General features: G+C 44.8%; 19 protein-coding genes. 6 read left to right on the forward strand and 13 right to left on the reverse strand.

Going from position 1 to position 25,101, the window contains the following annotated elements; translation table 11 throughout:
• The first annotated feature begins 192 nt into the window (after positions 1-192).
• From AAW31_RS13720 to AAW31_RS13730, 3 genes are all read left to right on the forward strand, one after another.
• Positions 193-2,898, forward strand: coding sequence for a cation-transporting P-type ATPase (locus AAW31_RS13720; protein WP_046851790.1), 2,706 nt, complete (start codon positions 193-195; stop codon positions 2,896-2,898).
• A gap of 176 nt (positions 2,899-3,074) precedes the next feature.
• Positions 3,075-4,136 (forward strand): IS5 family transposase, encoded by a 1,062-nt coding sequence (locus tag AAW31_RS13725; RefSeq protein ID WP_046848937.1) that lies wholly within the window; start codon positions 3,075-3,077, stop codon positions 4,134-4,136.
• Between the two features lie 390 nt (positions 4,137-4,526).
• Complete coding sequence (locus AAW31_RS13730) at positions 4,527-5,858, forward strand: IS110 family RNA-guided transposase (RefSeq protein WP_046850659.1); 1,332 nt, start codon at positions 4,527-4,529, stop codon at positions 5,856-5,858.
• Between the two features lie 800 nt (positions 5,859-6,658).
• Here the strand turns inward: AAW31_RS13730 and AAW31_RS13735 are convergent.
• Positions 6,659-7,390 carry a DUF2459 domain-containing protein gene (locus AAW31_RS13735; RefSeq protein ID WP_046850660.1) on the reverse strand — a complete coding sequence of 244 codons (732 nt, stop codon included), beginning with the start codon at positions 7,388-7,390 and terminating at the stop codon, positions 6,659-6,661.
• Between the two features lie 192 nt (positions 7,391-7,582).
• Here AAW31_RS13735 and AAW31_RS13740 point away from each other — a divergent pair, with 192 nt between their 5' ends.
• A complete protein-coding gene (locus AAW31_RS13740; RefSeq protein WP_046850661.1) occupies positions 7,583-8,491 on the forward strand; it encodes a TIGR01777 family oxidoreductase in 909 nt (302 codons plus the stop codon).
• 564 nt (positions 8,492-9,055) lie between these two features.
• Here the strand turns inward: AAW31_RS13740 and AAW31_RS13745 are convergent.
• On the reverse strand, positions 9,056-9,922 hold the full coding sequence (locus AAW31_RS13745; RefSeq protein ID WP_046850662.1) for a universal stress protein: 867 nt from the start codon (positions 9,920-9,922) through the stop codon (positions 9,056-9,058).
• 747 nt (positions 9,923-10,669) lie between these two features.
• Between AAW31_RS13745 and AAW31_RS13750 the strand changes: the two genes are divergently transcribed.
• On the forward strand, positions 10,670-11,929 hold the full coding sequence (locus AAW31_RS13750) for a putative Na+/H+ antiporter (RefSeq protein WP_046850663.1): 1,260 nt from the start codon (positions 10,670-10,672) through the stop codon (positions 11,927-11,929).
• Positions 11,930-12,076: 147 nt separating this feature from the next.
• Here the strand turns inward: AAW31_RS13750 and AAW31_RS13755 are convergent, their stop codons facing one another.
• Genes AAW31_RS13755 through AAW31_RS13765 form a run of 3 tightly spaced genes read right to left on the reverse strand, consistent with a single transcriptional unit; the run spans position 12,077 to position 17,706 of the window.
• Positions 12,077-15,250 carry an efflux RND transporter permease subunit gene (locus tag AAW31_RS13755; RefSeq protein WP_046850664.1) on the reverse strand — a complete coding sequence of 1,058 codons (3,174 nt, stop codon included), beginning with the start codon at positions 15,248-15,250 and terminating at the stop codon, positions 12,077-12,079.
• 3 nt (positions 15,251-15,253) lie between these two features.
• Positions 15,254-16,426, reverse strand: coding sequence for an efflux RND transporter periplasmic adaptor subunit (locus AAW31_RS13760; RefSeq protein WP_046850665.1), 1,173 nt, complete (start codon positions 16,424-16,426; stop codon positions 15,254-15,256).
• Positions 16,423-17,706: a TolC family protein gene (locus AAW31_RS13765; RefSeq protein WP_052752264.1), complete on the reverse strand. Its 1,284-nt coding sequence runs from the start codon at positions 17,704-17,706 to the stop codon at positions 16,423-16,425. The genes AAW31_RS13760 and AAW31_RS13765 overlap by 4 nt, the downstream gene beginning before the upstream one ends.
• 749 nt (positions 17,707-18,455) lie before the next feature.
• Here AAW31_RS13765 and AAW31_RS13770 point away from each other — a divergent pair.
• Positions 18,456-19,493 carry a phosphoglycerate mutase gene (locus tag AAW31_RS13770; RefSeq protein WP_046850666.1) on the forward strand — a complete coding sequence of 346 codons (1,038 nt, stop codon included), beginning with the start codon at positions 18,456-18,458 and terminating at the stop codon, positions 19,491-19,493.
• A gap of 295 nt (positions 19,494-19,788) precedes the next feature.
• Here the strand turns inward: AAW31_RS13770 and AAW31_RS13775 are convergent, their stop codons facing one another.
• The 8 genes from AAW31_RS13775 to AAW31_RS13810 all read right to left on the reverse strand — a co-directional run bounded on the left by AAW31_RS13775 (position 19,789) and on the right by AAW31_RS13810 (position 25,008).
• Positions 19,789-20,049, reverse strand: a complete 261-nt coding sequence (locus tag AAW31_RS13775) for a BolA family protein (protein WP_046850667.1) — start codon at positions 20,047-20,049, stop codon at positions 19,789-19,791.
• A gap of 186 nt (positions 20,050-20,235) precedes the next feature.
• Entirely contained in the window at positions 20,236-20,991 is a 756-nt protein-coding gene (locus AAW31_RS13780) for an ABC transporter permease (protein ID WP_046850668.1), read from the reverse strand.
• A complete protein-coding gene (locus tag AAW31_RS13785) occupies positions 20,988-21,902 on the reverse strand; it encodes an ABC transporter ATP-binding protein (RefSeq protein WP_187426898.1) in 915 nt (304 codons plus the stop codon). Before AAW31_RS13785 ends, AAW31_RS13780 begins: the two co-directional genes overlap by 4 nt.
• A 55-nt stretch (positions 21,903-21,957) precedes the next feature.
• Positions 21,958-22,257 carry an STAS domain-containing protein gene (locus tag AAW31_RS13790; protein WP_046850669.1) on the reverse strand — a complete coding sequence of 100 codons (300 nt, stop codon included), beginning with the start codon at positions 22,255-22,257 and terminating at the stop codon, positions 21,958-21,960.
• Between the two features lie 35 nt (positions 22,258-22,292).
• Positions 22,293-22,913, reverse strand: a complete 621-nt coding sequence (locus AAW31_RS13795; RefSeq protein ID WP_046850670.1) for an MlaC/ttg2D family ABC transporter substrate-binding protein — start codon at positions 22,911-22,913, stop codon at positions 22,293-22,295.
• A gap of 37 nt (positions 22,914-22,950) precedes the next feature.
• The gene (mlaD, locus tag AAW31_RS13800; protein WP_046850671.1) at positions 22,951-23,409 is read right to left on the reverse strand and encodes an outer membrane lipid asymmetry maintenance protein MlaD; all 459 of its coding nucleotides are present in this window, start codon (positions 23,407-23,409) and stop codon (positions 22,951-22,953) included.
• Entirely contained in the window at positions 23,409-24,206 is a 798-nt protein-coding gene (gene mlaE, locus AAW31_RS13805; RefSeq protein ID WP_046850672.1) for a lipid asymmetry maintenance ABC transporter permease subunit MlaE, read from the reverse strand. Before mlaE ends, mlaD begins: the two co-directional genes overlap by 1 nt.
• A complete protein-coding gene (locus AAW31_RS13810) occupies positions 24,199-25,008 on the reverse strand; it encodes an ABC transporter ATP-binding protein (RefSeq protein ID WP_046850673.1) in 810 nt (269 codons plus the stop codon). The genes mlaE and AAW31_RS13810 overlap by 8 nt, the downstream gene beginning before the upstream one ends.
• Positions 25,009-25,101 lie beyond the last annotated feature (93 nt).

Raw genomic sequence — 25,101 nt, forward strand, 5'->3', positions numbered from 1 at the left:
CATGTCTCACAAAAAGTACAATCATGGGCTTTGGGTATGTATGGTTTCAATGTATTTTTACAAAGGCGCTTAAAGATCAGGCTCCATGTTGATAAAAAAATGAGGTTTTCAGACTGACACTATTTATCCTGCCTGCGACTTGTTTTCGCATCATTTTTGGTTTGAAAATGCAAATAGGAGGTAAAACAATTGGTGACTCCTCAACGTAATTCAGAGACTGCGTGGCATCATCGAACAGCCGATGAAGTGATGGCAATCCTTCAAACTAACCGTCATGGTCTTACGCAGACGGAAGCGGAGCAGCGGCTCAAGCAGTATGGACCCAACCGGCTGAAGCCATCAAGAAAACGAAGTGCATGGAGTCGTTTCTTGCTGCAATTTCACAATGCGCTGATTTATGTGCTGTTAGCCTCAGCTATGATTGCCGGATTGCTGGATCACTGGGTCGACACGGCCGTGATTGCCGGGGTGGTGCTCATCAACGCATTGATTGGCTTCATCCAGGAAGGTAAAGCCGAAAAAGCGTTGAATGCGATACGTCAAATGCTTTCACTGGATGCGATGGTTTTGCGAGATAGCAAGCGCATACAAATCCACGCAGAAGAATTAGTTCCTGGTGATATTGTGTTGCTGCAATCCGGCGATAAAGTGCCTGCTGATTTGCGTTTATTCAGCATCAAGAACTTGCGTGTGGAAGAAGCTGCCCTGACGGGAGAATCCGAGGCTATAGAAAAAACAACTGAAGCCGTACCGGCACAGGTAACGATCGGTGATCGTCTGTGCATGGCCTATTCAAGTACCTTAGTGGTCTATGGCCAAGGTGCAGGGATTGTGGTAGCCACTGGTGATCAAACTGAAATAGGACGCATCAGCACCTTGCTGGAACATGTCGATACCATTGAAACTCCCTTGCTCAGACAGTTAGCGATATTTGGACGCTGGCTGAGTGGTTTGGTTATCGTTCTGGCTATTGGCATGCTGAGCTATGGTCTGATTTTAGGTGATTATCACTTAGGTGAGATGTTCATGGCTGCTGTCGGTATTGCTGTTGCCGCCATTCCGGAAGGGCTGCCTGCCATCATGACCATTACGCTGGCGCTAGGAGTGCAAATGATGGCCAATCGGCATGCCATTATTCGTCGCTTGCCAGCAGTGGAGACTTTGGGTGCGGTAACCGTTATTTGCACCGACAAGACAGGGACGCTGACGCGTAATGAAATGACGGTGCAGCGTGTTATTACAGCTGATCATCAAATAGAAGTGAGCGGAATAGGTTACGCACCTGTTGGAGGATTCAGTATGCAAGGTACCGAGCTTCTCAAGAATGAGTTTACCGGGACACTTGAGCTCTTTCGAATAGGGCTGCTGTGCAATGATGCGCAATTACGAGAACACGAGAGCAACTGGACAATTGAGGGGGACCCAACTGAAGGCGCTCTGATCACGCTCGCCTTAAAAGCAGGGCTGGATCCCTCATTCGAACATCAATCGCTGCCGAGTACCGATGCCATCCCTTTTGAATCTGAGCACCGCTTTATGGCCACCTTGCATCATAATCATGCAGGGCATGGCTATATTTATCTCAAAGGAGCGCCTGAAGAAGTTTTGGCTATTTGCAGCAAGGAACGAAGCCTAGATGGCGAGCATCCGCTGGATACCAGTTATTGGCAAGCCGAGATGCAGGAAGCAGCCGCATTGGGGCAGCGGCTACTGGCCATTGCAGTCAAGGCTGCTGAAAAAGATCAGATGACGCTGACTTTCGATCATGTACGTACTGATTTTACCTTGCTTGGGATAGTTGGCATTATTGACCCTCCGAGGGAGGAAGCGATTGAGGCGGTGCATCAATGTCGATCAGCAGGCATACGCGTCAAAATGATTACCGGGGATCATATCGCCACCGCACAGGCAATTGGTATGCAACTTGGCATTGGGGATGGTCAGATGGCATTAAGCGGAGTTGCACTGGATCAGATGAATGATGCGCAATTGCGTGAGGCGGTTAGCACAACAGATGTTTTTGCGCGCGCCAATCCAGAGCACAAGCTGAGATTGGTGAAGGCATTGCAGGCTAACGGTGAAATCGTGGCCATGACGGGCGATGGTGTGAATGATGCACCTGCCCTGAAGCGCGCAGATATCGGTGTAGCGATGGGCAAGAAAGGCACTGAAGTCGCCAAGGAAGCATCTGAGATGGTGATCACGGATGATAATTTTGCCTCAATTACGCATGCGGTGGAGGAAGGCCGTAGGATATACGATAATATCAGAAAAACAATCATTTATATTATGCCCACCAGCGGCGGTGAGGCTGGTATGCTGGTCATCGCCATTCTGCTTGGGATGACACTACCGATTTCTCCTGTGCAGATTTTGTGGGTCAATATGGTCACTGCAGTCACCCTCTCACTATCCCTTGCTTTTGAAAAAGCAGAATCAGGCATCATGCAGCGTCCGCCGCGTGACCCAAGTGCACCTATTCTGTCACGGTTCATGATGTGGCGTATTGCATTTTTGTCCCTGGTTCTTACCAGCGGTGGGATTGGGTTGTTTTTATGGGAACAGGCACAAGGTGGCAGTGTTGAAACGTGCCGGACTATTGCTGTCAATGCACTGGTAATGGGAGAGATCTGGTATCTATTCAATTGCCGTTACCTGTTGACGCCAGCATTATCCTATAAAGGATTATTTGGGAACCCTTATGTATTGCTTGCTATTAGTGGCTTGGTAGTAATTCAGCTTTTGTTTACCTACCACCCCCTGATGCAGCAATTGTTCGGTACAGCGGCAATTGATCCTGCTGCCTGGACTAAAGTGATGCTATTTGGTGTGCTGCTATTTCTGGTGGTTGAAGCTGAGAAGTATTTGATTAGCCGTTACAAGGTAGCCAAAATATGAGTTTTCCTGGCAACAGCTTTTACTCGGCAATATTGACAATAAGGGGCACCTCTAAAAATTCAAGCTATAAAATGAGGCGCGTTAGGAGAAAGTAGTATTTTCTTGATTTGTCCAGGATAACACGTTGTTTCAAATGTATAATAATGAGATTATGCTCCCCGATATGAGTCCTCACCATGCAACTCGGTTTTTTTGACCTTGACAATCGATATGCTCAGCTAAGTAAGTTAAATGATCCGCTTGAAGAGCTGAATCGCATAATCGATTGGAATCTATTCGCTGATCTTCTTGCAGAGACAACGACGAAGCCCCGGAAAAGTGAAGCAGGCCGCAAACCCTTTGATCGGGTGATGCTATTCAAAATGCTGGTATTACAAAGAATGAATAATCTGTCGGATGATCGGCTGGAGTATCAAGTCCGGGACCGGTTGAGTTTCATGCGGTTTTTGGGACTTGGTCTGGCAGGGGTAGTGCCTGACGCAAAGACCATGTGGTCGTTCCGGGAAGAGTTGAAAGAGAACCATCTGATGGATCGTCTGTTTGCAAGATTCGATGAATGTTTACGAGAGTTGGAGGTAGAACTGAAGTCAGGTCAGATCATTGATGCGACCTTTGTGAGTGTGCCTAAACAACGCAATACACGTGAAGAAAACAAGATGATTAAAGAAGATGCCGTTCCGATTGAATGGGGACAGAATCCCCACAAACTGGCGCAAAAAGACATTGATGCGCGTTGGACGAAGAAGAACAGCGAATCGTTTTATGGTTACAAAGATCACGTCAATATGGATCGCGATACCAAGCTGATAACCACATGGGAAGTTACTTCAGCGCAAATTCATGACAGTCAGGTTTTGGAAGAAGTGCTGCAATCCCCTGAAGTGGGAGGCGCAGATATTTATGCGGACTCAGCATACCGCAGCAATGCACAGGAAGAAAGTCTGGTCACCTCAAAATACACGAGTCAGATTCACGAAAAAGGCGCTCGCAATCATCCCCTCACGCAAGCACAAAAATCCAGTAACAAAGAGAAATCACGGGTGCGTGCACGAGTCGAGCATGTGTTTGGTTCGATGACGAATGAACTGGGCGGAATCACGATTCGTACCATAGGTTATGGGAGAGCAAAAGTACAAATAGGCTTACTCAACCTCGTCTATAACATCAAGCGTGTAGCGACGCTGATTCGAAAAGGGTATTTCAGTTTCGATAGGGTTAGTGCGCCCGAAATGGCTTAAAGGGAGCAAAAACGAGAAGATAACAACCCGAATCACCTTGAATTTAGAAAAATTTAATTATTGGACAGAAAAACTTTGAGAATCAAGTGAAATTGCCCTCCTGGTTGAATTGATTTGCTTTTTTTAGGTATTTTTAGCGTAGTAATCCGCTAGAGGCGGCAAGGCGCGCAGAAGAAACAAGCGGCGTCAGAGCTTGAGGAGTAAAGTTGGAATGTCGCGCTGGAGAAGACCGACACATCACTGGTGCTAATCCGCCCGTTTTTTAGCGTGGTCATGGGTCACGTCGGCGACATTGGTGAGTCCGTGGCAACGGACATCCCGTTTGAAAGAGTGAGTACAACGACGTACCTGAACCAGCGCGACATTCCAATAGAGATAATGGAGGATGTCATGGCAAAGTTCAAGCAAAGTAAATTGGAGTTAATCCATCCGAATGCAGCGGGGATTGATATTGGCTCTGCGAGCCATTTTGTGGCGGTACCGCCGGATCGAGATAACAAGCCGGTAAGGGAATTCAAGAGTTTCACCGCAGACCTGAATGGTTTAGCGGACTGGTTAGAGGCCTGTGAAATTGACACTGTGGCAATGGAATCGACGGGGGTATACTGGATTCCACTGTATGAACTTTTGGAGTCGCGCGGGCTGACTGTGTATCTAGTAAATGCGCGGCACGTTAGAAATGTTTCTGGCCGGAAGTCGGATGTACTGGACTGCCAATGGTTACAGCAACTGATGAGCTTTGGGTTGTTGTCTGGCGCATTCCGTCCGAAAGATGAGATATGTGCACTACGAGCCATATCTCGTCAACGCGATATGCTGATCCGTTATCAGGCGCGACATGTGCAACATATGCAAAAGGCTCTGGCGCAAATGAACATACAATTGGCGAACGTGATTTCGGATATTGTGGGCGAAACCGGTCAAAAGATCGTTCGTGCCATCATTACTGGTGAGAGAGATGGGCACATCCTGGCGAATCTCAAGAGCAATCGCATCCGGGCTGGCAAAGACGAGATTGAGAAATCGTTAGTCGGGAATTGGCGGGAAGAACACCTGTTTGCACTCAAGCAAGCGATGTCACTCTATGACGCCTACAGCGAACGACTCACCGAATGTGACCGGCAGCTTGAAACCATGCTGGCGGCACTTCAGGTGCACAAGGTAGAGATCTGCCAGAAGAAGCGCCGCTCCAATGTCAAGAACGCTCCCAAATTTGATTTGCGTGCCCATCTGATTGGCATGTGTGGGGTTGATTTGACGCGAATTGACGGCATCGAAGTGATGACTGCGATGAAAGTCCTGAGTGAAGTGGGCGCTGACATGAGCAGGTTCAAGAGTGCGAAGCAGTTTGCCTCGTGGCTTGGGTTGTGTCCTGGAACAAAGATATCGGGCGGAAAAGTGCTATCGGGGGCAAGCAAGCGCACAGCGAACCGTGCGGCTCAGGCACTGCGCATGGCGGCAGTTTCATTGAAATCCAGCCAGTCTGCACTGGGTGCCTATTACAGAAGATTATGTGGCAGACTCGACAAGGCAAAGGCAATCACAGCGACAGCACACAAACTGGCGCGCTTGATCTACACGATGCTAACGAAAGGAACCGAGTACGTCGATAAAGGGCAGGAGTACTATGAGGAGCGATATCGTCAACGCGTGTTGCATCATCTGACTGTTCGCGCTCGGAAGCTGGGGTTTAATCTTACCCCTGTTCCTGAGGCTACTTAATATTTGCTGTAAAACCATTGTGTTACATTTGTTTCTTGAAAGAGGTGCCCTAAGGTAAGTTCGACTTAAGAATTATTACACCAAGGCTGGAAGAGCTTGAGAGATTGATATTAAGTGAGGATGTCTTCTCACGAATAATCATGAAACTCTTTTCTAAAACTTTTTATCATAAGGAATTCTAGTTCCTTTTGCTGCTTTTCTTGTGTCAAACCCACGTTATTTATACTGTCTGCGGCTCGGCTTCATGTCATTTTTGATTTGGAAATGGAATTAGGCGTTATTCTAATTCTCAATAGAAATAGTAATTTTAGGATTACATAATATATTGTAATTAAATAATTTTATATAAAAATTATTGACTTTTTTATTCGGAATTGGAATTAGATTATGAGATCTGGTGGCAGACAAGATAATCATTTATAGTGGCCTTGCCAGATTCTACTGGAAACTAAATACCTTTAAGTCAGTAGAAGAGTACTTGCTCTTGTAAGCTTCCAACATGCTGGAGGATCCTCCAGCCTGTCTGAGTAAATGATTATCTTGGCTGCCATGAAATACCACAATATAACGCTTAACAAGCAGTTAAATCCATTTCCAAATCAAACATGACGTAAACGCGATCCACAGATGAAAGTATAAAAATAATATGGCAAAGAGAAGTCAGCAAGGAGAAGTCACCAAAGCCAGGTCTGATCTAGAAATGGAATAAATCCTTGCTCACGCTATTTGAGACTTTTGCAACATATCATTTTGCATAATTAACCCTAGCAGTAACGCAGTTTGTTATTCCCACTAATATCTTATTGAATCTCATTAGAAGGTCTAGCTGCTGATTGCTTCTCAGCGATCTGGACAGCGCGGTGTAACTGCCAGGCAAAGGAAGTTCTGCTGAAGGCCCAGAATGGGGAGAGAGGTAACCCCGCCTCTCTCAAGGCGTAAGCTGCATACTGATGACAGGTATGGAGAACATGGTACGAACGTTTTGCGGGATAAAACAAAGAAGTTCCAAAAGCAGTAACAGAGTTAGGGTCCGCTATCGTAGTATCGAGGTGGTGGCGTAGCCGCTGGTAACCTTCTTCACTCAGGCGAAATATGAAAAGATCAGAAGGAGGCTGAGGCGTACGATTGGCCCACACTTGATCATACCAGCCAACTTCAACCACTCCTTCTGTTGGCCAAAAAAGCGCTCGCATCACCCCAGTCAGACCCCATCTTCCTTCTAAATACCAGGCTCGCTCGGCATAACCCCACTCCTCGAAACGCTGATTGCGAATGAAAGGTAAGAGATGGCCTAGGGAAGAAGGCAATTGAGGAAATTGATGTTCTTCTTGGTGTGTACTATTTACTGTCATTTCCTCGCTTTGAGGGAAAGCAATCATTGCATGCCATGTATCAAGCGATACATAAACAGTTCGTGCAGCAGAATCGGGAGGGGGCGGCCATAAATTTTCAACAGGCAAGGCACAGGCCGTGAGCAGAACGCATGCACTTACTAAAAGGAACATCGTTGCATAACGAGTAAAATTTTTCATTGTTGTACAATCTGAGTCAAATTTCAATACAATAAAAAATGATTAAAAATAAGATAATTGTCCGCTATCATTGGAACTACTCTAAATAATTCCATTGCATTTACTCTCTAGCTAGATTTGCATCTTGCCGTTTGATGCGAAGAACACGTATCTTGAATTAGCCATCAATCAACTTGAGGATTGCCAAATATAATGAACATACTCATTACTGGCGCAACAGGGTTTGTGGGCCGACACCTCGTACAGCGCCTCAAACAAGACCATCATACCATTAAGGTACTCAGCCGGAATGGGGTACGTGCAAGCCAGAAGCTGGGTGTACCAGCCTTTAGCTGGAACTATGCAAAAGAGGATGCGCCTGCTGAAGCATTAGAAAATATCCAGATCATCATCCATCTGATGGGCGAGAATATAGGTAGTGGCCGCTGGACTAAAGAACGTAAGCGCGAAATGTATGATTCACGCATAGTAAGTGCTCGCAAGCTGGTAGCCGCAGCCCCTGCCAGTCTGGAATGCTTCGTCTGTGCCTCAGCTATCGGCATCTACCCAGGTGAAGGAGATGATGTTTATAATGAATCCTATGACGTACCTGCCCAAGCAGGTTTTATGCAGACCATTTGCCGTGACTGGGAGGTGGAAGCCGCAAAAATCGAAAGCAAGGGTGTGCGTCGGGTTAGCATCCGGACGGGTATAGTATTGGGTGATGGCGGCATGCTGGATAAACTCCTGCCATTATTCAAAATAGGATTGGGTGGACCGGTCGGTGACGGGCGGCAATGGCTTCCATGGATTCATATTGATGATCTGGTTTCGATATACAGCAACGCTGCACTGGATACGCGCTATCATGGCCCGATTAATGCCGTTTCACCCAATCCGGTTCGATACGGCGAATTTGCAGCTGCACTTGGCAAGACGCTGCACCGGCCAGCGTTCTTTCCTACACCGGCTTTTGTACTAAAACTGGCATTAGGTGAAGCAGCTGCTCTTGCGCTGAACAGTTATTACATCGTCTCTACCAGACTACTGCAAGAATATAATTTCAGATTCAAATTTACTGATTTACCCGCAGCGCTGGAAGACTTATTTGGCAAAAGGTGATGCTGGGTTGTGATAAATTGACGCGCTTGAAATAACAACACTACAGTCTGTTTTCTGGTTTATGTGACATCTGTGTCCAGATGGCAATGTGCGTCTCTCACAAGCTTTGGCAGTTAGTCGACCAGTCTTATCCATTCTTTTTTGATGCAAACATTTTGGATAACCTACCCCATAACAATGTTTTTACCGCGACCCTTCACGATGATTTACAAACAAGTGAAACTTCTAAGAGCGCTGTCTGAAAATTTACCGGCATGCAGTGAATAAAAGCTAAATAGCATGAGATCGATATAATAATCATTACACCACGGCTGGAAGAGCTTGAGGGAATTTGATATTATTTCTTGTCGTAGCTTCCCTCACCGTAACACTGTTTAGTGATAACTCCAACAAGCACTGCTCCCACTATATCTCAAACCCTTCAAAAAAATCGCCAATCGCACATTAAATCACCACTATAGTATCCATCGGAATCTAAATATTCCATAAATCAATTCATCATAAGAAATTCCGATTCCTTTTATCACTTTTCTTATGTCGAACTCACGTTACAATAGAAAACTATTAACCTCGTACCACCATGGTATCACACTCCAGTAGATGCAATAGATTTTGAGCTGTACTTCCAATCATAGCTTTAAGCAATCCTTTGCGGCCTTGTGTACCAAGCACCACAAGGTCAACCTCCTCATGACGTACATAATCGCAGAGCAATACTTCCGGGTATCCTTTCTCAATCACACGATGAAGACGATTTATAACTGATGGTTCTAATGCCATTTCAGCAAGGAAGCTGTCACACTGATCGTTGGCGGTAGCTTTCCGCTTCTCGTTTACCATTGCGTCTCCTCCTAAACTAGCACCCTCATATGTGTGGAAGAGCGTTAGCTGTGCATCACTGAACCAGCGCACCGCAATCTCAAGAGCAGGTTGCGAAGCTGATGAGAAATCTGTTGCTATTACCACATGCCGATACGGCCCTCGAACACGACGGCGCACGATCAACAATGGAATCGATAACTCTTTCAGCAGCTCATCTAGAGTGCTTCCAAATTGAGTACGGGCGACAGGTTCATCGCGTCCTACGCCAGTGATCACTAAATTGCTATTTTCTCTGCTTGCAGCTTCAATTATGATTTTGTGGGGCACACCTTCAGCCATGTATATCTCAGCGTCAATGTTATCTTCCTTTAAGTCCCTGTTTAATCGACGTGATGCAATAGTCTGGTAATCCTCTGAACGGTGCCACGAAGGTAGCTCCTGCGTAATCTTCGTATAGCGAGCAGCATAAGCAGGATCAATTGCATGCACCACTCGTAATGTAGCTTCCCAAGATTTAGCTAGTTGCGCCGCACGGTCCAATGCACGGTCGCATCGACAGCTAAGGTCGGTAGCAAGCAGTAGGTTATGATCAACAGAATTATCTTCCATAAATTAATTCCTTAAAAATAGCTATCATATCTAACCAGTAAAACCAATTTAAGTAATGAAGCATCAAATGTTTATAATTATGTTAATTTTTTCTTAATACTTAAGTTTCTTAATGTAGCGTGAGTTCAACATAAAAGAAACTGTAAAAGGAACCTAAATTCTTTGTGATGAAAGGATTTTGGAAAAGAGTTTCATCATTGAAATCAGAGGAATCAGATTCCGAGAAGATTATAATAATAATTTTTTGTACGATTGAAGGCTTTTGCAAAGGGTTTGTGATGTAATGAGAGTAGCGCTTGTTGGAATTATCGCTGAAACGACGTCGCGGCGAGGGACGCCGTCCGCGACAAGAAGCCCTTACTTAATATCAGTCTCCCTCCAGCTCTTCCAGCCGTGTTGTCGTGATCCTTATGTTATGTTGAATTGATTTTATTCCATTTCCAAATCAAAAATAACGCGAAGGCAAACCGCAGACAGTATAAAAAATACAGCAAGGTGAAGCCGACAAAGTCAGTTTTGATTTAGAAATAGAATTAAATAAGCTATTAATTCTATTTCAGCAATACCATTCCAGTTTGAGTATATAATTTAACGAATACCACCGAAGCTTATTTTTCTCCGATAAAACTCAGACGGTTTTGATCATTTTTTAAATTCTGAAAAGTTATAGCGAGTGAAATTTCTCGAATTTACTTCATAATACTGTATTTTCATGTTTCATCAATTGATACCTACACAATTTATCGCATGAGTGATCCAACTTCTACTCAATTAATCGCCGCTGTGTTGTTTGCAATTGCAGTGATTCATACTTTCTCTACAAAATATTTTGAGCATTTAGCCCATATCCAGCCGCGTCATGCGGGTATTTGGCATCTGCTGGGAGAAGTCGAAGTAGTATTCGGTTTCTGGGCAATGGTTTTGATGCTTTTTATGTTTGCCATAAACGGCAAGCAGGAAGCCACTAGCTATCTCAACTCACGCGACTTTACTGAACCGTTATTTGTATTCGTGATCATGGTAATTGCAGGTACGCGTCCCATTCTTGAGTTCACTGCATTTACCGTACGATGGACTGCACGCTATTTACCATTAAACCAGGGCATGGCCATGTATTTTCTGGTGTTAGCTTTGGTGCCACTAATGGGTTCATTTATCACTGAACCCGCCGCAATGACGCTGGCGGCGCTGATGCTGCGTGACACGCTGTTCAGTAAGGAAATCTCTACTAAACTAAAATACGTCACAGTCGGTGTATTATTCGTAAATATCTCGATTGGCGGCACACTCACACCTTTTGCAGCTCCGCCAGTATTAATGGTAGCTGGCAAATGGAATTGGGATATTTGGTTCATGATCTCTACTTTCGGCTGGAAGGCCGCGCTGGCAGTGGTTATCAATGCAGGATCAGCCATGCTGTTATTCCGGCATGAACTCAAACATATGGGTCAACAAGATAGCACCAATACATCCACAGTTCCGATATCTATGATTTTTGTTCATTTGGTGTTTCTGACAATAGTCGTCGTATTTGCTCACTATCCTGCTGTATTTATAGGAGCATTTCTCTTTTTCCTGGGATTTGCAACGGCTTATCAACGGCACCAGAATCCGCTTATCTTACGTGAAGCATTACTGGTAGCCTTCTTCCTGGGTGGATTGGTAGTACTCGGTGGTCAGCAACAATGGTGGCTGCAACCCATCTTGATGAATATGGATGAGACAGCCGTATACTTTGGCGCTACCGCATTAACCGCGATTACAGACAATGCTGCACTCACTTACTTAGGGTCATTAGTCGAAGGTTTAAGCCAGGAATTCAAAGTAGCATTAGTAGCCGGCGCAGTAACAGGTGGCGGCTTGACCGTCATTGCTAATGCCCCAAACCCTGCTGGTATCGCTATTTTGCGTGGAAAATTTGAGGAAGGAACTATCCACCCGCTGGGACTCCTTATTGCTGCACTACCCCCTACATTAGTAGCCGTACTCGCATTTCGTGTGCTGTGATCAACAGTGACTCGTAGAACCTGGTATAAGATAAGATCACATAATCAAACAACACCTAGATTCTACGAGTGATACTTTATCCCTCGATTACATTGGTTTCCAACATTTTGGATGTTAGGCTTTTCCCGAGAAAGTAATCAGACTTTCTTAAAATTTTGCGTAATCATGGATTTGGTCCGGTGCTAAGGTTGAGTTAATGTGTGCAGGCTTATCATCAAACCAGCGATACAGCATGGGCATGACCACCATCGTCATCAGCGTCGCTGTTGTCAAACCACAGACCACCACAATAGCGAGCGGTTTCTGTACTTCAGAACCCAGGCCTGTCGCTACCAGAAATGGCGCCAAACCCAGAACGGTTGTGGCTGCGGTCATCATCACAGGACGGAAGCGCTGCGCACAAGCTTTTCTCACTGCCTCCTCTACACTCAGTCCTTGCTCACGCAATTCACGAATAAAAGAAATGAGCACCACACCATTCAAAATGGATGTGCCCCATACTGCGATGAAGCCCACTGAAGCCGGGACAGAGAGGTACTCGCCCGTCACAAAGAGACCAACAACTCCCCCCACTGAAGCAAACGGCAAAACTAAATAAATGAGCCCGGCAAGTTTGACTGAGTTAAACAACATGAACAGCAAGAAGAAAATTGCCGCCAGAGTAACGGGCACAATCACACTGAGCGTTGCCATGGCACGCTCCATATTCTCGAACTGTCCACCCCAGACAAAATAATAGCCGGGAGGTAATTTTATTTCTTTCGCAGTACGCTTCTGAAGCTCCGCGACAAAACCACCCATGTCGCGCTCATGCACATTAGCGCCCACCACCACCCGGCGTTTAGCAAATTCACGTGAAATAATCGCAGGACCGTCAACTACCTGAATATCTGCTACTGCACTGAGGGGTATCAGCATGCCACCACCCTTCGCTCCAGCCGCCGGTGCAGCAATGCTGGCGGGCCTTAACAAGAGAAGATCCTTGATCGCTTCCACATCATGGCGAAATTCTTCCGGGAACCTCAAAAGCAGCGTAAAGCGGCGCTCACCCTCAAAAACCTGAGTCACTGCTTTACCACCAATGGCGGTAGCAATCAGCTCGTTGACATCAGACACATTGAGGCCATGGCGGGCAATCGCGCGACGATCAATATTAATGGTCAATTCCTGCTGACCTGATAGACGTTCAATGCGAATATCCCTCGCTCCGCGCGTTGACTTGACAATGCGTGCGACTTGCTCAGATAGCTTGCGCAATTCTTCCAGATCATCACCGAAAATTTTAATTGCGACTTGGGAGCGCACTCCGGTTACCATCTCATCTACCCGCTGTGCAATCGGCTGGGAAAGCACGATATTGACCCCTGGCAGATCTGCCAGCGCTTTACGAATATCTTCTTCAATTTCTGCCTGGGTGCGACCGGACCCTGCCAGATCCAGATCCGCAATCGGGTCAGACTCATTCTGTGAGGCCGGATCAGCGGGCGATTCACCTCGTCCAAGCTTGGACACCACAGATTTAACCCCCGGTATGGTGGCAATCTTCTGCATGGCTTCCATTTCCAGCTCGATGGCTTCTTCCAGTGAGATGGAAGGCGCCCGAATAATAACGGGGGTCACTGCCCCTTCTTTCATGATCGGAATAAACGATTTACCCAAGAGCGGGAACAATGCAAAGGCAACCATCAACGAGCTGATTGCAATGATCATGGTTTTTTTCTGATTACGCATGGCCAGATTAAAGATATGCAAGTAGCCATGCTTGAGAGCAGCAACAATTCTGGTGTCATGCTCACTGCCACCAGTCAATAGATAGTCACTCAGCACGGGTGACAACAGCACAGATACAAAGAGTGCAACCAGCAATGAGATCGCAATGGTGATCGCCAGTGGACTAAATGTTTTTCCTTCCATGCCTTCCAGGGTCATGAGCGGTAAAAATACTAAAATGGTAACGAATACGCCAAAAATAACCGGCGTGCCGACTTCAGCCACTGCCTTAACGATAATCTCGAATTTGGATTGATCCGTTCCGTTTGCTTGGCCCAGACGCTGGTAAATATTTTCAACCACTACCACAGTGGGATCCACCATCATCCCTAAAGCGATCGTTAACCCACCTAGCGACATCAAATTAGCAGGCAGACCGTAGTAGTTCATCACTATAAAGGTGACCAGCGGAGTAATGATCAGTGTGAAGCATACTACGATACTGGTCCGAACAGTTCCAAGAAAGATGGATAGCACCACAATGACGAGAATCAGTGATTCGACCAAGGTGCTCTGAACAGTTGCTAAGGCACCATCCACCAAATCCGTTCGATCGTAAAACGGTACGATCTGCAGGCCGTTTGGCAGCAAGCCGCGCTCATTAATTTCAGCGACTTTTTCTTTAATCCGCCCCACAATCTCCTTGGCATTGCCCCCGCGCAGCATCATGACGATACCCGCAACCGATTCAGTGTAGCCATTTTTAATGCTTGCGCCCTGGCGAACTTCTCCACCAAATTTTACCTCCGCCACATCGCGCACATAAATCGGTACCCCACCCACTTCCTTAAGGATAATATTACGGATATCATCCAATGTGGCAATTAAGCCCACTCCGCGAATCAGGTATTGCTCATAGTGCAGTGCTAATATATTCCCGCTGGCATTGGCATTGTTACTGGCCAGTGCACGATCAACCGCGGTGAGTGTTAAATCGTAATGCCGCAACTTGTTAGGGTCGACGTATACCTGATATTCCTTGACATGTCCGCCAATGGAATTGATTTCTGCCACACCGCGGATCGAGCGCAACATTGGGCGCACCACCCAATCCTGAATCGTACGCCGCTCAGTCAGCTCCTCTTCAGTCAGCGCCCGCTTACCATCATTCGGATGTTCTATCGTGTATTGATAAACTTCACCCAAACCAGTGGAAACGGGCCCAAGTACCGGTGTAATGCCCCGGATCAACCGTGGCGTCACATCAATAATCCGTTCCATCACGAGCTGGCGCGCAAAAAACACATCGGTTTCATCCGTGAAAACCAATGTGATGAGTGATAATCCACTCTTATTCAGAGAGCGCATCTCGACTAATCCCGGTAAGCCTGTCATGGCAATTTCAACCGGCACAGTGACTAATCGCTCCATTTCTTCCGGGCTGCGGCCTATTGCGACAGTAGCTACTTGCACCTGAATATTGGTCACGTCAGGAAATGCATCGACAGAAAGGTTTTTAGCAGCAAAACCTCCAGCAATACATAGCGCTAACCCAATCACCAAAACCAGCAGGCGCTGGTTTAACATAGCACGTACAATTGCTGCCATCACAGATTACTCCAACTCAGCAAGCTTACGCTCGCTGTCTAAATGATAAGCGCCTTCTATCACAATACGCTGATCATCTGTAAGCCCACTCAGCACCGGACGGAAATCCGCAACTTCGGGCCCCAATTCAACCGGTACTCGCTCAAAGCGATCATCGCCTTGCGCGAGAAAAACATAATCCTGGTTCAATTCACGTACCACCGCCGCCTCTGGAACAACCAATGTTTTATGCTGCGCATCGGTAATGTGCATATTCGCCAGCATATCGGGCTTTAGTTTACGATCTCGATTCTCCACTAAAACCCGAGTCATCACAGTGCGCGTTATGCGATTGACGATATCCGAGACAAAAATGATTACCCCATCACGCCCAGTACTGCCTATGGCAGGAACATCAATTTGTACGTGCTGACCGAGCCGAACATCTCTGGCAATTTGCTCCGGTACATCTCCAACCACCCATACGAAAGAAAGGTCAGCAACCTGAAATAATGGGTCAGAAGGCTGCACCACCTGACCTACAATGACGTTACGCTCAATAACGTAGCCTTCTCTGGTTGACTTGATATCAAGCCACGGTAGAATCTTTCCTTCTTTAGATAATTCTTTTACTTCAGCACCACTCATTCCAAACAATCTTAATTGATCTGTTGCCGCTCCAAGCTCGGCCTGGGCAATTTCAAACTCGGACTGCCGCCGCTCCACCTCTGCAAGCGGTATCACATCGGCGGCCAGCAGGTGATGTGCACGCTCAGTCGCTTTCTGAGTCACGATGACACGCGATTGAGCACGTAAATAGGCAAGTTGCGATTGCGTTAACTCTGGGCTGGTAATACGTGCCAGTCGATCACCTGCTTTAACGTAATCCCCCAATACGACAAACAAATTAATGATCCGTCCTGTTACATAAGAGCCAATCTTCGCTGTCCTTTCCTCATCCACTTGAACTCGGCTGGGAACTTGTATCCTATCAGCCAGATCCACCAGCATGGGTTGGCCAATTTTCAGTCTATTTGCCAGCTCTGGTCGGATAGTAATACTATTAATATCCCTTTCAGTTTCTGATTCCTGTTGTGTAACTTCCTCATTTTGAGAAGATTGAGGAGACTCATTCTGATTGCACCCTGCTAGCAGTAGTGCAAATAAAACGAAGCCCACTATAGGTAACGTAATTTTCATTCTGGAATCAACTCCTTGGGGTAATATGCACGTAGCCGGTCAATTTCGGCTGCGGCTGCTTGCAGATCAAAACGCGCTTGTAAAGCATCACCCAGGATGCCACGAAGGACACGTTGAGTATCTAGCAACTCGAGCAAACCACGCTCACCAAAGCGATAGGCAGCCTGGGCAACTTCTACTGCATTCTCGGCTTCCTTGATTAAGCCGCTCTCAAACATTTCAACTCTTCGCTGGGCAATCTGTAAAGCCTGCCATGCAGATTCAAATAACTGGCCCACTTCGTAACGGCGATAATCTAGGGTTTCCCGTATGCGCGCGGAATCAAAGATTGCACTATCAATTTCGCCACGGCGGCGATAAAAAATGGGAACTCTCACGCTTAAACCAGCCGTGTTAGCGGTAAATTGGGTATCTTGAAAATTAGAATATAGAACGTTTACAGAAGGAAGCACAGAAGCACGTTCCTGATCAATACGCAACTTAGTGCGTTCTTGCTCGGCTTGCAAACGTACTATCTCTGGGTTCGTTTCTGGGATTTCCTTTCGCAAGATATCTAATGGAGGCAACGCTACTGTGTCTTTCAAAGAGGCTTTGACTTCAAAATCAGCCGGTAACGCACCTGCTGTAAACTGCAATAAAGCAACCCGTGCCCGCTCGGCATTCAGTCGCGCTGCCTCTTTACGGTTCTCTACACTCTTAAGCTCGGTCTCTGCCCGAATAAGCTCAAAACGGGCCGATTCTCCTCTCTCTACATTTAATTTGATACGCCTGTGAACTTCCTTAAGCAGATCAAAAATACTTTGTTCCAATGCAGCTTGTTCTTGACGCAGTAATAACTCATAAGCCCGCACTCGTAATTGTGCAGCCAAATCAGCCCGCACCTGATCCAGGCTTGCACGTCCAGCCTCAACTCCAGCCTCTGCCGCACCAATGCGTGCGCTGCGCATAAAAGGATTTTCAATCGGCTGGTTAACTGTAACTGTGCGTTGGTCTGTCATTGGTCCGGTTAGGGATTCCGGGATTCGCCTATCGACCGGACCTGCCATTACCACAACCTCTGGATTTGGATAGGCGGATGCAGCGACTACGCCTGCGCTAGCAATATTCACTTGCGAACGTGCAGCCAGGACTAAACCATTTGCTTCCAATCCCAAACGCTGGATTTCTTCGATGGAAAACTTTTTAGCTGACTCTTGAGTCCATACTTTGCCTGGCTCTTGAGCCCATACAATAGGGCTTAATAAAAAAAACAAGCTGAGTAAGATAATAAATTTCCGCATATAGTTTCTAATCAACTTTTAATTTGGATCTTAGGAAAGTTAAGGCAGATTTAAACAAAATGATGATGTATTGCAATGTAAAGGCTATAAAGGCTATCACTGTGATGGCTGGAAAAATAGAATTTTTTCGACAAAAATTAAAAGTAGGTAGAAGATTCCTGAATTTTACTAGGTATTATCAAGCCAGATAATTATTTATGTTCTATTTGTTGCGATGAGCTAATTGCTATTGCTTTATTCCATTTCTAAATTAAAACTGACTTTGTCGGCTTCACCTTGTCGTATGATTGATACTGTCTGCGGTTCTCCTTCGTGTCATTTTTGATTTGAAAATGGAATTAGCAATGAGCACTTTATCTGTTTGACATAATAAAAATAAAATTACTACTAATTGTGATATCAGAATCACATCTAACTAAAAGTACAATTATAAATTTAAAAAATGAATATAACCTGAACAAGCTGTAAAAAAATATAATGCGCCATCATAAATAATTTAGGATTGATTGAATGCTTTAAATATCCTACTTCCAACCTGCTTTGTTTTGAAAAGTAACGAGTTAATTCCGAGAAAAAATAGAGCATCCTGCTTGCTATGAGGTATTAGAATTGAACCTGGATTATAATTATTTACTCAGAATAATCTGCCACCAAGCTACCCATATGGAAGTTATATCATGGCTTCACCCTCTTCCTGATATTTCTATTCGTAATAATTTTTACTTACCTCTTTGACCTTTCTTTAATTTATGCATATACATCTTCTAATTCCAGGATTATTTTGGCCTGAAGCTGGAAGGCCTGAAGTTTATAGCGACTTGTCTTTGTCTGCTTTAGAAGTCATCCTGGCTAAAAGCCGTTATACCGAGAGTCAGCCTCAAGGAATAGAAGAATGGCTATGCCGGTCGTTCGGTGTGTCGAAACAACAAGATTGGCCAGTTGCACCCATCATGTTACAACTTGATGGGGCAGGCAAAGGATTTGATCAGAATGGGTATTGGCTGCGCGCTGATCCAGTTCATCTGCGTATTCAGCACAATCATATGCTGTTAGCTGACAGCCAGGTTTTCTCAATTTCCTTAAAGGAATCGATACAATTTACCGATACGCTCAACCAGTATTACAGCAAAAATGGTATCTTATTTTTACCACTCCACGCTGATCGCTGGTATGTGCGTATTCCCAAAATCCCTTCCTTGCAAACCCGACTGCTCAGCGAAATGATTGGTAAAAATATCAATAATTTGCTCCCACTTGGAAAAGAGAGCTCAGCATGGCACAACATTTTTAATGAGATACAAATGCTGCTACATCAGCATCCGCTTAACCAGGAAAGAGAAGAGCATGGCGAATTGGCGATCAATAGCATCTGGTTCTGGGGAGGAGGAATGATGCCACAGAATATACGCTCAACTTTTAACCAAATATGGTGTGATCACCCTTTTACTCATGCCCTGGCAGTTGCAAGCGGCGTAAACCGTCATCCACTTCCTCCTGATGCAAAAGCGTGGCAGCACCAGGCCATACCAGGTAACCATTTAATCGTGCTTGATTCTCTATGGGGGAGAACCCAATATAGGAATATATATGAATGGCGCGAATATTTAGGCTCGCTAGAAAAAAACTGGTTTATACCCTTGCTGGAAGCAATGAAAAAACGAATAACTTCTCAACTGACGATTACCGTTTTAAATGAAAGTGGCATAAAAAACTTTATAATGACACCCAATAATTTATGGAAGTTCTGGGCAAGAGCTAAATCCTTATCAAATTATGGGCAAAATTGATTAAGATAAAATAAGGGTGCTCTAAAAATTCAGAGTTCTCAACAATACAAGGCGAGAACAAGAGATGTCGGCGCAGCAACCTATCACTGATAGGTCACTCCATTTCCAAATCAAACATGACATGCAGGTGAACCACAGACAATATCAATCATACGGCAAGGCGAAGCCGACAAAGTCAGGTTTGATTCAGAAATGGAACTAAAAAATATACCGCTATGGTAGCTACTATAGCGGTACGCCTTTTCCTACTATATACCAGAGAATAGTTTTCTTCTTTATGACCACTCTACAACCTCTAAGCCTGCTGCTCAGCTTGTTTATATTCTTCCCACTGTTCAGGCGTAAGTGTTTTCATGGATAATGCATGGATCTCTTCTTTCATTTTATCCCGTAAGGCCCGGTAAACCAGTTGATGTTGCTGAACCATACTTTTTCCTTTGAATTGTTCACTAACGATGACAGCGCTAAAATGACGCCCATCTTCTCCTTCTACCTGAATCCATTCACATGGTAAAGATGTTTCAATACATTGTTTAATATAATCTGAGGTAATCATTTTCGATCCTTTAGATAAATAAATTTCATGTTGCTGTACTGAGAATAAACCAGGAAAACGCTTATTCTATTTCAAAACCCAGACTGCTTTATCGCTTTTCCGCGTCGTATTATTAATACTATCTACGGCTTATTTTCGCGCCAGGTTTGATGTGGAAATGGGATGAATAAATTAATCTGTTCACGTTTAATGGCGAATTTTATAACCGCTCTTTAACATCCATACTGTTAGCCAAGAAATCACAATTAAACACGATATCACAACTCCTAAACTAAAATACGGGGAAATATCGGATGTTCCCAGGAAACCATAGCGAAGCCCGTCAACGATATAAAAAAAAGGGTTCAAATGTGATAAATATTGCCATCCGGAGGGAAGTGAATGGATCGAATAAAATACACCTGATAAAAATGTCAATGGCAAAATAATAAAATTCTGGAAAGCAGCAAGTTGATCAAATTTTTCTGACCAAATACCTGCAATAATACCCAGTGCACCTAATAGCATGCTACCTGCAATCGTGAACAATAAACTCCATAAAGGCAACTGTAGTGGCACGTCATATAATAGCATCGTTACCCCGTAAACCCCTAAACCTACTAATAAGCCACGCACTACTGCTGCTCCGATATAGGCCAGGAAAATCTCCAGATAAGATAAAGGCGATAACAAAATAAATACAAGATTACCGGATATTTTGGATTGAATCAGGCTGGAAGATGAATTTGCAAAAGTGTTTTGCAAGACAGCCATAATCACTAAACCTGGAATCAGGAATGACGTATAAGAAATTCCTGGATATACCTGTACACGGGTTTCCAGTACATGGGAAAAAATCAGCAGATAAAGTAAGCTCGATAAAATCGGTGCCAATATTGTCTGAAAGCTTACTTTCCAGAATCTCAATAACTCTTTATAAAATAATGTGTAAAAACCAATCATGATACATCCGAAGATTCGGCTCCCATGATTTTTATAAATACTTCTTCCAGATCAGGCTGCTGTAATTGCATTTCTAGAACTTGGATATGCTCCGAACGCAATATGGCAAGTAAGGTTTCAACCTGGAAATAATCTTTTATTTTGAAGATATGCAACCCCTCATGACGGCTACCAGGCCATTCTTGCAAAATAGGCGGCAGTGCCTCGGAAGATAGCCGAAGCTGGATTGAGCATCCCTGAATCCCATTAATAAGATTCCGGATACTATCCAGTGCAACAATTTTACCCTGCTTGAGCATCGCAACACGATGACATAATGCTTCTGCTTCTTCCAGATAATGGGTAGTCAGAACAATCGTATGTCCCTCTCGGTTTAACTGATTAACAAAAAACCATAGTGCCTGCCTTAGCTCTACATCGACACCGGCAGTGGGTTCATCCAGAATGATGACAGGCGGTTTATGTACTAACGCCTGAGCTACCAATACGCGCCGTTTCATTCCGCCCGAGAGCGCTCGCATATTGGTATCGGCTTTAGCAGTAAGATCCAGACGATGCAAGATCTCATCGATCCAAGTCTCATTCTTTCTAATGCCGTAATAGCCAGATTGAATGATGAGCGCTTCTCTGACAGTAAAAAATGGATCAAACACCAATTCCTGGGGCACTACCCCAAGATTTCTGCGTGAATTAACGTAATCAGAAACAACGTCATGCCCCATAATTTTAGCGTGACCGCTCGTTGCCAACGTCAACCCTGCAAGAATACTGATAAGCGTGGTTTTTCCCGCACCGTTAGGGCCTAGCAGAGCAAAGAATTCACCCGGATGGATTGAAAGATTAATATTTTCCAGGGCAGAAAATGCGCCATAACGCTTATAAAGCTGGTGGATTTCAATTGCTGCAATCATGGCAGAACGAGCTTTGAAGAAAAACGACAATCAGATGGAATAGAGGAAGAGCAGTTTATTGCGTAATAGTATGATCAAACGGAACAAAGTCAGTCACGCCGTATAACTGCATAAGACTGCCTAAATTCGCAGGTAAATTGACATAATAGAGCTGCTGATTCCTGGTATGAGCGACACGCAACCATTCGAATAACATGCTGATCGCGGATGAATCAAGTTCAATCACTTCTGCCAGATCAACTATCAGGCCATCTTCATCAAGAAGAGCGATTCCCTGTCGGGTCATTTCGACTACATTATCGAAAATGACCGGGCCACGCACGTAAATTCTTCTACCTTCACGCTGAATTACCATTGCTTTAAAAGAATGATTGAAGAGAATGCAATCGCTTATTGTCCTTCTAATGATTTATTTTTCTTTGTAAGTGAAGCAATCAGACCCTCTACCCCTGCTTTTTTAATCTCACTATTAAAAGTGCTCCGATAATTTGTTACCAGGCTGACTCCTGCAACGGTCACATCATATACTTTCCACCCATTGCTTGTTTTTTCCATGCTGTAATCGATTGGAACGGGTTCTCTGCCACGGCCTTGGATGACACGTGTTTTGACAGTTGTCGTTTTGGTATCAGGTTGAGATGCCAATGGCGTCACTTCGATCACTTCATCACGGTAATTCGTTAGTGCGTTGGAGTAAGTTCTCACAAGTAAAGTCTGAAATTCACCGACCAGCTCTTTTCGTTGCTGAGCCTCAACCTTAGACCAGTTTTTTCCCATTGCGAGTTGAGTCATACGGGTGAAATTGAAATGAGGAAGTATCTTGGTTTCAATTAAATCCAGTACACGATCTTTCTGACCCTTTTTAATACCATCATCCTGCTTAAGAATAGTGATAACTTCATCCACCGTATTTCTCACTAGCTGATCAGGAGGTATCTCTTTGGCTGATACTGGAACAATCAATAAAAAACAAGTTACTAGAATAATAATTTTTTGAAAAAGTGCTTTCATGTTTACCTTATCAGAATTTATCAATCATTAAGAAATGTTAATCCTCTGCAGCCTTATCGAACAGAAAACGTCCAATCATCTCTTCCAGTACCATGGCTGAATTGGTTTTCATTATCTTATCGCCTTCCGCTAACATCTCTTCATCTCCTCCTGGTGATAGACCAATATATTGTTCCCCAAGTAATCCAGATGTCAGAATGCTCGCAAAAGTATCTTTAGGAAATCGATAATGAGCATTGATAGCCATTGTCACCAGCGCATCATAGGTTTCCAGGCTAAACTGGATATCTGTGACCCGCCCTACCACTACTCCCGCGCTTTTGACAGGCGCTTTAATTTTAAGGCCACCAATATTTTCAAAATTTCCTGTAAGGGTATAGCTTTCGCCAGTATTATAACTCGTGAGATTCCCCACTTTTAATCCGAGTATCAGTAATGCTCCAATACCGGCTATTACGAACAATCCCACCCAAAAATCGATTATTGTTCGTTGCATCAATCTACTCCTCTAAACATAAAAGAGGTTAAAACAAAATCCAGTCCCAAAATTGCCAGCGCAGAAGTGACTACCGTTCGGGTGGTCGCACCTGAAACCCCCTCAGCTGTAGGAGGCGCATCAAACCCTTCAAAAACGGCTATCGCGGTCACTGTCACACCGAAAAAACAACTTTTGATGACGCCATTTACAATGTCATAGCGGAAATCGACTGCATTCTGCATGGAGGACCAAAATGAACCTTCATCCACCCCAATGAAAACGACTGCCACCAGATACCCTCCAAATACGCCTAGAACAGAAAAGAGGGCTGCCAATAGTGGCATAGAAATAACCCCTGCCCAGAAGCGTGGGGCCACCACGCGTGCAACCGGGTCCACCGCCATCATTGCCATGGCAGACAACTGTTCAGTCGCTTTCATCAAACCTATTTCCGCAGTAATGGCAGAACCCGCGCGACTTGCAAACAACAGTGCTGCCATCACTGGTCCCAGCTCTCGCACCAGTGACAATGCCACGAGCGTCCCGACTGCTGATTCAGAACCATATTTCTGCAGTGTCTCGTATCCTTGTAAACCTAGTACCATTCCCACAAAAAGGCCAGACACCAGAATAATGATGAGTGATAATACGCCGACAAAATAAATTTCACGTATAACGAGACTAAAACGTAAGAAGCTTGTCGTTGATTTCAGGAGTACCAAGGCAAAAAAGCGCGCGGCGCGACCTAAACGCCAAATACTATCTATCACCCGATGCCCGACAGCTTGAATACTGGTAATAATGCGTTTAGGCAAAATGATTCTCCAGCCTCAAATCCTCTTGATAAGCTTCTGCAGGATAATGAAAAGGGACCGGCCCATCTTCTTCGCCGTGCACAAATTGGTGCACAAATGGAGTAACCGAATCCTTTACTTCTTGCGGAGTTCCATGTGCTGCGATGACCCCATCTGCCAGAAAATAGACATAATCTACAATTTTTAAGGATTCTTGCACATCATGCGTCACTACGATTGAAGTCATGCCCAGTGCATCTGTCAATCGGCGAATGAGACTACCAATAACACTCAATGAAATGGGATCCAGTCCGGTAAAAGGTTCGTCATACATGATCAGCATGGGATCAAGCGCAATCGAGCGAGCTAAGGCAACACGCCGCGCCATACCTCCTGAAAGCTGTGCCGGCATCAGATGATACGCTCCGCGCAAGCCCACCGCATGTAGTTTCATCAATACTAAATCACGGATCATAGATTCGGGAAGGTTAGTATGCTCACGTATCTGAAAAGCAACATTGTCGAACACAGATAAATCAGTAAACAAGGCGCCGAACTGGAACAGCATCCCCATTTTTCTGCGTAATTTAAAAAGATCATTTCTGCTGAGTTTATGTACCACCTGATCAGCGACTTTGACATAACCGGCAGTTGGTTTGATTTCTCCACCAATCAAACGCAACAAGGTTGTCTTGCCAGAACCACTTCCCCCCATGATAGCAATGACCTTGCCTCGAGGCATAGTCATATTGACACTTCTCAGAATGGGACGAGTATTATATGAAAAAGCAAGATCTTTGATTTCGATCAGTGGGGCAGACATTACTTACGACTAACTATGAATTGATATATTTTAAGCAGAATGCTGGATTTTAATCCATATTGCTCATGGATATGATTTTATCTTCTAATTATT

Source organism: Nitrosomonas communis, assembly GCF_001007935.1.
GTDB classification, from domain to species: Bacteria; Pseudomonadota; Gammaproteobacteria; order Burkholderiales; family Nitrosomonadaceae; genus Nitrosomonas; species Nitrosomonas communis.